The 12,017-nt window shown below is 57.6% G+C and carries 11 protein-coding genes and 3 tRNA genes; 3 read left to right on the forward strand and 11 right to left on the reverse strand.

Annotated features, from left to right (window positions below; translation table 11 throughout):
• The first annotated feature begins 5 nt into the window (after positions 1-5).
• Both OS242_RS02600 and OS242_RS02605 read left to right on the forward strand, forming a co-directional pair.
• A complete protein-coding gene (locus tag OS242_RS02600; RefSeq protein WP_267150089.1) occupies positions 6-1,106 on the forward strand; it encodes a GerAB/ArcD/ProY family transporter in 1,101 nt (366 codons plus the stop codon).
• 7 nt (positions 1,107-1,113) lie between these two features.
• Positions 1,114-2,271, forward strand: a complete 1,158-nt coding sequence (locus tag OS242_RS02605) for a GerAB/ArcD/ProY family transporter (protein ID WP_267150090.1) — start codon at positions 1,114-1,116, stop codon at positions 2,269-2,271.
• Here the strand turns inward: OS242_RS02605 and OS242_RS02610 are convergent.
• From OS242_RS02610 to OS242_RS02625, 4 genes are all read right to left on the reverse strand, one after another.
• Positions 2,180-3,145: a nucleoside hydrolase gene (locus OS242_RS02610; RefSeq protein ID WP_267150091.1), complete on the reverse strand. Its 966-nt coding sequence runs from the start codon at positions 3,143-3,145 to the stop codon at positions 2,180-2,182. The genes OS242_RS02605 and OS242_RS02610 overlap by 92 nt on opposite strands.
• 77 nt (positions 3,146-3,222) lie before the next feature.
• Positions 3,223-3,297, reverse strand: a tRNA-Gln gene (locus tag OS242_RS02615).
• Positions 3,298-3,323: 26 nt separating this feature from the next.
• Positions 3,324-3,399, reverse strand: a tRNA-Trp gene (locus OS242_RS02620).
• 4 nt (positions 3,400-3,403) lie between these two features.
• Positions 3,404-3,479, reverse strand: a tRNA-Thr gene (locus OS242_RS02625).
• Positions 3,480-3,732: 253 nt separating this feature from the next.
• Here OS242_RS02625 and OS242_RS02630 point away from each other — a divergent pair.
• Positions 3,733-4,299 (forward strand): Hsp20/alpha crystallin family protein, encoded by a 567-nt coding sequence (locus tag OS242_RS02630; protein WP_267150092.1) that lies wholly within the window; start codon positions 3,733-3,735, stop codon positions 4,297-4,299.
• 102 nt (positions 4,300-4,401) lie between these two features.
• Here the strand turns inward: OS242_RS02630 and OS242_RS02635 are convergent, their stop codons facing one another.
• The 7 genes from OS242_RS02635 to OS242_RS02665 all read right to left on the reverse strand — a co-directional run bounded on the left by OS242_RS02635 (position 4,402) and on the right by OS242_RS02665 (position 12,005).
• Entirely contained in the window at positions 4,402-4,614 is a 213-nt protein-coding gene (locus OS242_RS02635; protein ID WP_267150093.1) for a hypothetical protein, read from the reverse strand.
• Positions 4,615-4,721: 107 nt separating this feature from the next.
• On the reverse strand, positions 4,722-4,952 hold the full coding sequence (gene hfq / locus OS242_RS02640; protein WP_267150094.1) for an RNA chaperone Hfq: 231 nt from the start codon (positions 4,950-4,952) through the stop codon (positions 4,722-4,724).
• Between the two features lie 49 nt (positions 4,953-5,001).
• A complete protein-coding gene (gene miaA, locus OS242_RS02645; RefSeq protein ID WP_267150095.1) occupies positions 5,002-5,946 on the reverse strand; it encodes a tRNA (adenosine(37)-N6)-dimethylallyltransferase MiaA in 945 nt (314 codons plus the stop codon).
• Complete coding sequence (locus OS242_RS02650; RefSeq protein ID WP_267150096.1) at positions 5,943-6,743, reverse strand: class I SAM-dependent methyltransferase; 801 nt, start codon at positions 6,741-6,743, stop codon at positions 5,943-5,945. The genes miaA and OS242_RS02650 overlap by 4 nt, the downstream gene beginning before the upstream one ends.
• On the reverse strand, positions 6,744-8,804 hold the full coding sequence (mutL, locus tag OS242_RS02655; protein ID WP_267150097.1) for a DNA mismatch repair endonuclease MutL: 2,061 nt from the start codon (positions 8,802-8,804) through the stop codon (positions 6,744-6,746).
• A 2-nt stretch (positions 8,805-8,806) separates the two neighbouring features.
• Complete coding sequence (gene mutS / locus OS242_RS02660) at positions 8,807-11,485, reverse strand: DNA mismatch repair protein MutS (RefSeq protein ID WP_267150098.1); 2,679 nt, start codon at positions 11,483-11,485, stop codon at positions 8,807-8,809.
• 85 nt (positions 11,486-11,570) lie between these two features.
• Positions 11,571-12,005: a hypothetical protein gene (locus OS242_RS02665; protein ID WP_267150099.1), complete on the reverse strand. Its 435-nt coding sequence runs from the start codon at positions 12,003-12,005 to the stop codon at positions 11,571-11,573.
• Between the last annotated feature and the right edge of the window lie 12 nt (positions 12,006-12,017).

Raw genomic sequence — 12,017 nt, forward strand, 5'->3', positions numbered from 1 at the left:
CGCCTATGGGATCTCATCGAGAGCAGATCTCCACCGCCGGGCTGTGGTCTTTGATGCTGATATTTAACGTGGCCAGCGCGATCACCGTACCGATCGGGGCGGTGGCCGGTCAAGACGTGTGGATCTCGATCCTGCTGGCCCTTGCCGCCGGCAGCCTGATCGTCTGGACCTACTCCCGTCTGCTCGAGTCGCATCCCGGAAAGGCGATCTCAGAGATCGCCGAAGGGCTGCTTGGAAACTGGGCGGGCCGTGTGGTCGGTCTGTTCTATCTCTGGTACAGTTTCCACTTGGGTTCGCTCGTCTTGCGGGATTTCGTCGAGTTTTTGTCGGCCGTTGCGTTGCCTCGGACACCGATCCCGGCGATTTTATTTCCTATCCTGGCCGTGGTCGTCTGGGGAGTCTATCTCGGAGTCGAGGTCCTGAGCCGCTATGCACAGACGATCTACCTGTTTGTCATCTTCGAAGTGTTGGTATCCAGTCTGTTGCTCTTCAATCAGTTCGACTATCGAAATCTGCTGCCCGTGCTCGATAAAGGGTGGTCGCCTGTGCTGGAAGGCGCGATCCAGATCACGACGTTCCCTTTTGGCGAAACGGTGATCTTCGCGTTTATCATTCCGTTTCTGAATCAAACCGATCAAGTCAAGAAAATCTCCTTACGCGCACTCCTCACGGGCGGGGCTCTTCTGCTGCTCGTCCATGTCCGAAACATCCTCGTATTCGGCGGATTGACCAGCAAATTGACCTATCCCACGTTTTCGGTCTATCAGTATATCTCGCTGTTCGATTTTTTGGATCGGGTCGAACCGTTGGCGATTGTCACGTGGATCTTGGCCGGATATATCGAGATCAGCGTCTGTCTGTTTGCCTGCGCCATGTCCCTTGCCCACGTGACCAAATCGAGCGGGTACCGCATCTATGTGATCCCCCTCGCCCTTTTGATGGCGCAATTGTCGCGATTTATCTACAACAATCATGCCGAGTTGATCGAAACGGCAGCAAACGCATGGCCTTGGTACTCCCTGCCCTTTCAGATCGGAATTCCTTTGATGCTCTTGCTGGTGTCGGTGTTTCACAAACGGAAGCGGACGCGAACGAAAGGAGAATGAACAGGCGATGTCTTCTGATCGGCAACAGGTATCGGGAACGGAAATGGGTGCCTTGCTCTTCATGTTCTTGTTTGGAAGTTCCTTCACTTTGCCAATGGCTGCTGTCGCGAAACACGATGCTTGGTTGTCCATCCTTTCGGCGCTTGCGGCAGGCACCTGCCTCGCTTGGCTGTACGCTCACCTTTGCCAGTCGTTCCCTGGACGCACGATCATCGAGATCACCGAACAGTTGCTCGGAAAATGGACGGGAAAAGGGATCGGTCTGCTGTATGCCTGGTACAGTTTTCACCTCGGCGTGCTGGTGTTGAAAAATTTTACCGTCTTGATCTCCAGCGTGGGGCTGACGAAAACTCCGACATTCGTGAGCGCCCTTCCCCTGCTCGCGATCATGCTGTGGGTCACGTTTCAGGGTATCGATGTGTTGAGCCGATGCGCCGTGGTGTTACTGGCGTTTATCGTCCTCGAGATCGTCGTTTCGGTGATCTTGCTCTCCCCGGACTTCCATTTTGAATACCTGCTTCCGCTGTTCGATCAAGGGTGGCGTCCTGTCGTTAAAGGCGCGCTGGAAAGCACCGCCTTTCCTTTTGGCGAGACGGTGCTGTTTGCGTTCGTTCTGCCCAAACTCTCGAAACATTCCCGCGCCGTCAAAACGACGGTAGGGTTTACGTTGGCGGCCGGTCTGTTGCTCTGGATCGGTCAGACCCGCAATCTGCTCGTGCTCGGCGATCTCGTCTCAAACTTGATCTACCCGACTTATTCAGCGTATCAGTACGTTTCCATCGCAGATTTTATTGAGCGCATCGAGCCGATGGTTTTCATGACGGAAGTGGCCAGTGTGTTTGTCAAGCTCAGCATCTGCTTTTATGTGACCACGCTGGCCCTCTCTCAAGTTTTTCAAACCGAAGAGCGCCATCGCGCCGTCTATTACGTACCGATTGCGCTCCTGATTTTGGAAATGAACTTTTTTATCTATAAAAACAGCGCCGACATGTATCAATTTTCCGAGATATGGCCTTATTATTCGATGCCTTTTCAGATCTTGATCCCGCTCCTGCTGTGGGTGGTGATGCGCATCAAAAGGCGGACTTCAGCACAGACATCAGATCCGCACGGAAAAACTCCTGATCAAACGAGACGGCCAGCCGATGGGACCGGCGATCTGTAGGCCGTTCTGCGTAGGGACGAAAATCTCCCACGCTCTGCCCCAGTGCGACGCCAGATTGTGTTTCCACCCAGACAGGGGACGTCGTGTAACGCATCATGGGCTCCTGCACGACAGCCATCATTGTCAGCAGATCGTGCATCGGAGCGCCTTGGATCTGGGGATTTTTCGACTTGTAAAAGCGGTAATAGAAGTCAAACATCCCTTTGATCAATCCGGTCCGATCATCCGCATCGAGTTCCGCCGCCATCTCAGGCGTTACGAGCGCATGGTCGGTGACGTTTAAAGGGATGACGGTTAACGAGCGAGCCTGCTTCATCACCGCCTCTGCTGCCAGCGGGTCGCCGTGAAAATTTGCTTCCGCCACGGGCGTCACGTTGCCCGGCACCAAAAAGGCGCCCCCCATCACGAAGATCCGACCCACCTTCGCCAACAGATCTCCATACACCGCCTCCAGCACGGCCAGCGAAGTCAAGCGTCCGGCCGCCACGATCACCAGTTGTTCTTGATATCGTTGCAAGATCGGAACGACGTCTGCAAAATTCTCCACATTCGTCGGGGCCAGCGCGGGTAAGATGTAGCCCAACCCTTGCGGCCCGTGGACTTGCGGAAAGAAAGTGGGTGACGCGCCGGATAGAGGATGCTCGGCTCCGCTGATGACAGGGATCTCCTCCCGGCCGGTTTTTTGCAACAGATAACGGGCATTGCGAACCGCGATGGACCGCGACATGTTTCCATAGTCGGCCACGATGCCTACGATCTCAACCTGATCGGAAGCGAGCGCATACAGCAACGCGATCGCGTCATCCACTCCGCCGTCGAAAAAAAACAGCACGTTTGTTTTGATCGCCGCCACGTCCCCTCGATGGATATCCAAACTCTTTATAGATATGTCGGGAAACGAAAAAAAACCATTTTTCGCAACCGGATGCGAAAAATGGTTTTTACTTTTGATGGCTGGGGAGGAAGGGATCGAACCTTCGCATGACGGAGTCAAAGTCCGTTGCCTTACCGCTTGGCGACTCCCCATCAATCACAAGATTTGCAAATAAAGTTGGCAGGGGCAGCAGGACTTGAACCCACGACATTCGGTTTTGGAGACCGACGTTCTACCAGCTGAACTATGCCCCTGCGATGGTGCCGGCAACAGGAATCGAACCCGTGACCTACTGATTACAAGTCAGTTGCTCTACCTGCTGAGCTATACCGGCATGTTTCAAAAATCTCTCGTTCGAGATTTACTATATCACATCATCATCTCGATGTCAACTGCGTCTGTCACTCGTTCGCAGCAGCGTCGCTGACAAGAGTTATCCTACCACGCCGGATGCACGCGGTGCAACAGCAGCTCCAGACAAAACAAAACAACTCGCGCGATTACCCCGCCCTCCCCCTCTCTCGCACCTTCGAGGAGCGGATTTCGCCCTGTTGCATACCTTGATATCGTAAGGCAGGTGACCCGAGATGAACTTTGATGACAACCAGCCGAAAGACCCCTTTCAAGGCTTTCGCGGCATGACCAACATGAACGAACAGTTGCGACGCATGTTCGGTCCGCAATTTTTGCAGAACATGATGAAGCAGTTGCCGATGCAAGAACTGAATGCGCTGCAGAACATGCCGGAGTGGACCCACATGTTCGGCACCGAAGCGACCGATGTCAACACCGCCAAAACGAAGGGCGCTCTTCCGCGCATCGACATCTACCAGACGCGGCAAGAGGTCGTCGCCGTCGTCGAGCTGCCAGGGCTGACCTCCCCGCAGGACGTGGAACTGCAGGTCAAACCGGAGACGCTGACGGTCAGCGGCTCGTTGGAAGGCCGCTTTGCCTCGTTCCGTAAAGATCGCTTCTACCTCGATGAGCGCTTCCGGGGCTCTTTTGAGCGCACCGTGAGCCTTCCTGTCCGAGTGCGGCCCCAGCAGGCGCGGGCGCAGTACAAGAACGGACTGCTGGAGATCCGCATCATCAAGGACACGCGCAAAGGCACCGGCAAAAGCGGCGGCCATGCCATTCCCGTCGACTTCGCTTGAACATCCGATCCTCGTCGACTTCGGGTGAACATCGTCGGAGCTTGGCTGTATGAAAAACGACCGTGACGACAAAATGCCACGGTCGTTTTTTCTGCATTCCGGTTACGTCCAGACGTCTTCGCCTTGGAGCGCCTCCGCGTCGATCTCCCCTTCTTCGACGGAGATCTCGCCTTTCTGGAACGCCTCATGGAACCAGTAAGCCAGCGAGTCGACCGCGTCCGAGACGGGCAGATCGGCCGCCTTGACGTCGTTCAGGATCTGAAAGATGTGTTGCACCGACTCTTCTTGACCTTGTTGATCTTCGCGATTGTACATGAGAGCAGCCCTCCTTTTCACTCTCCATTCTGCCCACTCCGGCGAGAAAATAAAAAAAGAGACGTTTCCGGGAGCGGAAACGCCTCTCAAGCGTTTATGTCAAACGCTTACTCGCCAGCGTGGAAGCTTACGTTCTTCATCGGGGTAAAGGTGGAGATCGCGTGCTTGTACACCATTTGTTGCTTGCCTTCCGACTCGACGATGATCGTAAAGTTGTCGAACGCCTTCACGATGCCGCGGATTTGGAAGCCGTTCACGAGGTAAATGATCACCGGGATGTTGTCTTTGCGAATTTGGTTGAGAAAGTGGTCTTGGATGTTGATCTGTTGTTTGTTCACTGGATTTACCCCCATGTCTGTCTTTTTATATAAGTTATTCGAAGTGATGTTAGATAATTCCTGCTGCCCACCGTTCGATTTCCTGCAAACGGTGCTCAGATGTGGTCTGCATCACATCGAACCACTTGATCTGCGTCTCCCGCCGCCACCACGAGAGTTGGCGTTTGGCATAGCGACGCGATCCTTGTTTGACCGCCTCGACCGCTTCCTCATAGGTCAGGCGGCCTTCGAGATGATCGACGATCTCCTTGTAGCCGATCGCCTGCATGCTCTGCAGGTCGCGGTGATACCCCCTGTCGAGCAGGCGGCGCACTTCATCCAGCAGACCTTGTTCGACCATGATGTCGACGCGGCGGTTGATCCGTTCGTAGAGCACCTGCCGATCTTCGACAGACAGACCGTAGACGGCGTGGTCGTATTTGGTCTCCGTCGGCTCCTCCTGATAGGATTCGGACATCGGGACGCCGGTGGAAAGGTAGACTTCGAGCGCGCGAATCACCCGTTTGGTGTCGTTTGGATGCAGCCGCTCGGCCGTCTTGGGATCTGCTTCTTGCAAACGCTTATGTAAGGCCGCTGCGCCTTCTCGCTCCGCAAATGCGCTCAGTTCATCGCGCACTTCCGGAACGATGCGCACCGGGGTAAAGTCCAGATGGTCGGTCAACGCTTTGACATACAACATCGTGCCCCCGGCGACGATGGGCAGTTTGCCGCGACTGTGCATGTCGCGGATCACCCCGTCGGCGTATTTCTGAAAATCGGCCACCGTAAACGGCTGGTCCGGGTCGACGAGGTCGAGTCCGTAGTGCGGCACGCCCTGCATCTCCTCCGGTGTCACCTTGGCGGTGCCGATATCCATGCCTCGATAGATCTGCATCGAATCGGCGGAGAGGATCTCTCCGTCAAACCGTTTCGCGCACTCGATGCTAAAGGCGGTCTTCCCCACGGCTGTCGGGCCGACGAGGATCAAGAGGCGCGGTTTCTCCCCTGTCTTCATGCGTCTGTCCCTCCGATCTCGATGATGCCGTAGTTGGTCGAGCCGCTCGATCTGCGCGGTTTGACAAAGCCGAGACGGTCAAATTCTTTGGAATACCAGCGCTCTTTGAGCACGATGCGCCTTCTGGCGACACGGCGCGCCTCCCGGATCGCTTCCACGGAGAGCGGGCTGTCGTCGCCGAGCACGCGCAACGGCTCGATGGCGTTCGACTCCTGCACCGTGCGGCGAAACATCGGGTCGAAGTAGATGACGTCGACCGAGCGGTCCGGCTGGGCGCGCAGATAGTCGAGGTGATCGGCGTAGAATACTTCCACGCGGCGCATCGCCCGGTTGACCTCCGGCACGTCGACCGTAAATTCTTGCAGACCCCGCCGCACCAGCGCAGCGATCACAGGGGAGGCTTCGAGGCCGATCACCCGCCCTGCATCGCCGACCGCATGTGCGAAGACAATCGAGTCGGAGCCAAGCCCAAGCGTGCAGTCCAGCACGGTATCGCCCGGTCCGACTCCCGCATGTTCGATCACTAAGTCATTCTCGCCAGATCTCAGGCGCTTAATTCTTGTATTTGCCATACTCGGGTGAAAAAAGAATTCCCGACCCTCGAGATAGAGTTTCACCTGATCGCTGACGACCAGCAGTCCGTTTGCGCCGTAGCGGTCTTGGAGTTTCTCCAGACCCAGCTTGCGGCGCTGGATGTAGGTGCCGCCGATCTCGGCGCAATACTCGTGAGCCAGGGCGACGTAGGCGGGCTTTTCTTTCAGCCCGGTCGTCACGTACAGATTGTGCGGCTCGATCAATTACATCACCCTTTTAAATTGCTTCTCCAGATCATAGTTCGACATGTGGATGATGATCGGACGACCGTGCGGGCAAGTGAACGGGTTGTCCAACTCGCGCAGTTGGTCGCACAGGGCGATCATCTCCGGCATCGACAACCATTGGTTGGCTTTGATCGCCGATTTGCAGGCTTTGGAGATCACTTTCGCTTCGATCAATTGGCGCGGATCTTGGGAGCGGCCTTCGAGCAAAAGTTCATCGATCAGCTCTTGGAGCAACGATTGGATCTCCAGCCCCTCCCAGATGTCCGGGACGGAGCGGACGAGGAACGTCGTGCCGCCGAACAGCTCGACTTCGATCTGGATGTCGGCGAGCATCGGGATCTTCTGTTCGAGTTGGGCGCTTTCAGCGGCGGTCAGTTCAAACGTCAACGGGACGAGCAACGGCATCGGACGGATCTCGCGCGCGTTGAGCTTTTTGGTGAATTTCTCGTACAGCACCTTTTCGTGCGCAGCGTGCTGGTCGATGATGAACAGCCCGGACTCGTCCTGCGCGATCACGTACATGCCGAGCGCCTGAGCGACCGGCCGAAACTGAGGGACCAGCGAGCGTTCCGCAGCCGGCTCCGCGGGTTCGGCAGGGGTCGGGGTCTGCACGTTCTCCGGTGGCAAAGGCGGTGTCAGAGTCGAGTGCATGAGAGCCCCAGCGACCTCGGCAAAGCCCGGGTGATCTGGAACGGCAGTCGTTTTGTCTATTGGCTTTCTGGACGAAAAGTCCTGTGCCGGGTTCGGCTCGGCCGGTCGACCGTAGGCGCTCATGGCGGCGTCGATCTGTTCCCGGCCGGGGTTGTCACGGTCGATGGGGTCGCGGCGGGTCGTGTAGGACTTCGCCAGCGGGGTCTCACGAACCAGCGAGCCGCCTTGCGGGAGCGGTTCGCGGTAGGCGGGGCCGTTGCTGCCCTGCTTGTACGGCGCCGGCGATGGTGCAGACTCGCCTTTCCCCGCTTGAAAATCGAACCGGTCCTGCACCGTCTTTTCCTTCGGCTCGCCAGACGAGGTCTCCACCATTTTGGCGGTCGCTTTCGGGATGAACGTCTGCACGGACAGTGCGCGCTCCACCGCTTGCTGCACCGCGTGTTGCACGTCTTTTTCCTCCGAGAAGCGGACTTCCAGCTTGTTTGGATGCACGTTGACGTCAACGAGGCTCGGATCGAGCTCGACTGCGATCACGCAGACCGGGTAGCGATTGATCGGCAGACGCGTGTGATACGCATTTTGCACCGCGTTCAACAGCTGATAACTGCGCACATACCGCCCGTTCACCAAAAACGTGCAGTGGTTGCGGTTGGCCCGATTCAACTCCGGATAGCCAACCGCCCCGGTGATCTTGTAATCATAATCTGCCCATTCAATCGGCAACATCTGTTTCGCCATCTCATGCCCGTAGATCGCGGCGATGGTGTGCAGCAGATTGCCGTCCCCCGGCGTCTGAAGCAATTGCCGCCCGTTGTGGTACATCCGGAACGAGATCTGCGGATGAGCCAGCGCTTGCCGGTTGACGATGTCGATCATGTGGCCGAGCTCCGTCTGGATCGTCTTGAGATATTTCAAGCGGGCCGGCGTGTTGAAAAAGAGATCGCGAACGGCGATGTCGGTGCCTTTTTTCGCTGCCGTCACCCCGTGCGTGATCAGGTGACCGCCTTCGATTTTGACGAGCGTGCCTTCGTTGGCCTCTTTCGTCCGCGTCTTGACCTCCGTCTTGGAGACGGAGGCGATCGACGGCAACGCTTCGCCCCGAAAGCCGAGCGTGCGGATGCGGAAGAGGTCTTTTTCACTTTTGATCTTCGAGGTCGCGTGCCGCTCAAACGCGGTCAGCGCGTCCTCCGGCTCCATGCCGACGCCGTTGTCGGCCACCTTGATCAGATCGAGGCCGCCTTGCTCGACCTCGATCACCACCTCGGTGCTGCCGGCGTCGACAGCGTTCTCGACCAGCTCCTTGATCACCGATGCCGGGCGTTCGACCACTTCCCCGGCGGCGATCTTGTTGGCGAGCAGGTCGCTCAGGACTTGGATGTTCCCCATCTCTATTCACTTCCCCGCGCTTTTTGGTGCAGTTGATAGAGCATGTTCATCGCATCGAGCGGCGTCAAACGCATCACATCGAGCCCGCGCAGCTCCTCGACCACGGGATGCTCCGCTGCAAACAGCGAGAGTTGCGACGACTGCGCGCTCGTTTGCGGCTCGACTGCCGCTTTGACTTCAGGCGCTGCTTCTGTTTTCACCTCGTACGTCGGAGCTGCTTCCCTGACCATTTCCGCCTGCGGGCTGACAGCAGACTGCACTTGGCCTTCTTCCAGTTCGGCCAGAATCTCCCGGGCGCGGGCCAATACGTCGTTTGGCAGCCCCGCCAGTTTTGCGACTTGAATCCCGTAGGAGCGGTCGGCCGCTTGCGGGAGGATCTTGCGCAGGAAGACGATGGTGTCGCCTTTTTCCTGCACGTGCGTCGAGTAATGCCGCACCCCCGCAAACGACTCCGTAAAGCGGGTCAACTCGTGATAGTGCGTCGCAAACAGCGTCTTGGCTCCCACTTTCGGATTTTCATGGAGAAACTCCACGACCGCCTGCGCGATGGAGATGCCGTCAAACGTCGAGGTGCCGCGCCCGATCTCATCGAGGATGATCAAGCTTTTGCGCGTCGCGTGATGCAGGATGTTTGCCAGCTCGACCATCTCGACCATAAACGTCGACTGGCCGCCTGCCAGATCGTCAGACGCCCCGATGCGCGTAAAGACGCGGTCGACGATGCCGATCTCCGCATGATCGGCCGGGACGAAGCAGCCCATCTGAGCCAACAGCACGATCAACGCCACTTGGCGCATGTACGTCGATTTGCCCGCCATGTTCGGGCCGGTGATCAGCGCGATCTGGTGTGAACTGTTGTCGAGCAGTGTGTCGTTGGCGACGAACGGCTCGCCTTTGAGCATCGCTTCGACGACCGGATGCCGTCCTTCGGTGATCAGGAGGCGGTCATCCGTCTCGATCTGCGGACGGGTGTAGCGGCGGTTGGCCGACACGGTCGCCAGCGATTGCAGGCAGTCAATCTGCGCGATCGCCTCGGCCGCCTGCTGGATCTGACCGAGAGCGCCTGCCACCTCGTCGCGGACTTCGACGAAGAGCTGGTATTCCAGATCGACCATCTTTTCTTCCGCTTCGAGGATCAGCGATTCTTTTTCTTTCAGTTCCGGCGTGATGTAGCGCTCGCCGTTGGTCAGGGTCTGTTTGCGCTCGTAGGTCGCCGGGACGTGTTGGATATTCGCCTTCGAGACTTCGAGGTAGTAGCCGAACACTTTGTTAAATCCGACTTTCAGCGAGCGGATGCCGGTCTTTTCCCGCTCCTCCTGCTCCAGCGTGGCGATCCAGCGCTTGCCGTCCCGGGAGGCGGTCTTCAGCGTGTCGAGGTGGTCGTGGTAGCCGTCGCGGATCACGTTGCCATCCTTGACCGAGACCGGAGGCTCGTCAACGATGGCTCGCTGCACGAGGTCGACCAGTTCATCAAAGTCTTGGATCTTGTCGGCGATCTGGCGCAAAAGCCCCGCCTCTGCGGAGAGCAGCCGCCCTTTCAGCGCGGGCAAGACCGCCAGCGACGAGGCGATGGCGAGCAGATCGCGGGCGTTGGCCGAGCCGTACGCGACGCGGGCCACCAGTCGCTCCAGATCGTACACCTGATCGAGCAACTGGCGCATGTCGGCGCGCAACATCAACTGCCCGTGCAACTCCTGCACCGCGTCCAGCCGTTCCTCGATCCGCGCCTTGTTGGCCAGCGGACGCTCGACATAGCGGCGCAGCAAGCGTCCGCCCATCGCCGTCACCGTCTCGTCGAGCAGGCCGAGCAGCGAGCCGTGCTTGCCTTTGTCCCGCAGCGTCTCGACCAGTTCGAGGTTGCGGCGGGTGAAGGAGTCCAGCGTCATGTATTCATCGCTGGTGATATAGGCGGGCATTTTCAGATGGTGCAGATTGCGCTTTTGTGTAACCTCCAGATACGCGAGCAGCATCCCCGCCGCTCCCACCGCCAACGGATTGCGGGCAAGGCCGAACGAGTCCAGCGAGATCACTTCAAAATGAGCGAGCAGCACCTCGGTCGCCCGGTCGGTGCGATGCGTTTTTTCTTCCCCGCTCGTCAGGACCGAGCCGAGCAGATCTTTCATCGTCTGTGCATACAGCGCGTCCTTCTCCCCGGCCGGCACCACGATCTCCGCCGGTTGATGGCGCAGCATTTCGTCGAGCATCGCCTGCTCGGTGTCGTGCTCGACGACGAGCAGTTCCCCGGTGGTCAGGTCGCAAAACGACAGCCCGTAGCGGCCGTTCGTTTCCACACAGGAAGCCAGATAGCGGTTGGCCTTTTCCTGCAACACTTTGCTCTCCATCACCGTGCCCGGCGTGACAACGCGCACGACCTCGCGCTTGACGATGCCTTTGGCGGCGCCTGCGTCCTCGACCTGTTCGCAGATCGCGACTTTATAGCCTTTTTCCACGAGGCGCAACACATAGTTTTCCGAGGAATGGTGCGGGACGCCGCACATCGGGATCTTTTCGCCGATCCCGCCTTCGCGACCGGTCAGCGTGATCTCCAGTTCGCGGGACGCCGTCACCGCATCTTCAAAGAACAGTTCATAAAAATCGCCCAAACGGAAAAACAGCAAAGCATCAGGGACCCCTGCTTTGACAGCCAAATATTGTTCCATCATCGGTGTATAACGTGCCATATAAAAAGGATTCCTCCCGATTTCGATCAGTTACCTTGTGAACATCCATCCATTATAACAAAAAGAATCGGGGTCGTCCCTGTTCTCATGCGTCCCCAGGGCGAATTTCCTCCGCCTTCATCACGATACGAGTGTGCGGGAGATGATAGAGACGATAAGATCGGTAACGCACGATCTCGACATCACGCGGCGAGTACTCGAACTTGAGATTGTTTTGATGCAGCCAAAAAGAGTCAGTCTCCGCGTCCACTTCCTCCACGAGGCCGACTGTGGTCTGATACTCTTTTTGCCAGACATGCGGCAAGTCGCGAAAAGCTGGCAGCATCGCGATTGTATAGGCGATGAGGACGCCAAAAACCGACGCCTTGATCAGCCTGCCCCGCCACCGGTCCTTCCAGCTCGACGACCGAAATTCCAGTCCTCTGTATTCGCGAAACGCCGTGCTTGGAACCAGCAAGCAGAGGAACAAAACGGTCGATACGCACACGACCACCGCCAACGTTTGCAGATACTCGGTCAAGACTCGTGACAC

The organism is Tumebacillus lacus, assembly GCF_026410385.1.
GTDB lineage: Bacteria > Bacillota > Bacilli > Tumebacillales > Tumebacillaceae > Tumebacillus > Tumebacillus lacus.

Coding starts and splice junctions, on each gene's coding strand:
- OS242_RS02635 (WP_267150093.1), bottom strand. CDS start 4,614: ATGTACAATCGCGAAGATCAACAAGGTCAAGAAGAGTCGGTGCAACAC.
- OS242_RS02630 (WP_267150092.1), top strand. CDS start 3,733: ATGAACTTTGATGACAACCAGCCGAAAGACCCCTTTCAAGGCTTTCGC.
- mutL (WP_267150097.1), bottom strand. CDS start 8,804: ATGGGGAACATCCAAGTCCTGAGCGACCTGCTCGCCAACAAGATCGCC.
- OS242_RS02605 (WP_267150090.1), top strand. CDS start 1,114: ATGTCTTCTGATCGGCAACAGGTATCGGGAACGGAAATGGGTGCCTTG.
- mutS (WP_267150098.1), bottom strand. CDS start 11,485: ATGGCACGTTATACACCGATGATGGAACAATATTTGGCTGTCAAAGCA.
- miaA (WP_267150095.1), bottom strand. CDS start 5,946: ATGAAGACAGGGGAGAAACCGCGCCTCTTGATCCTCGTCGGCCCGACA.
- OS242_RS02600 (WP_267150089.1), top strand. CDS start 6: ATGGGATCTCATCGAGAGCAGATCTCCACCGCCGGGCTGTGGTCTTTG.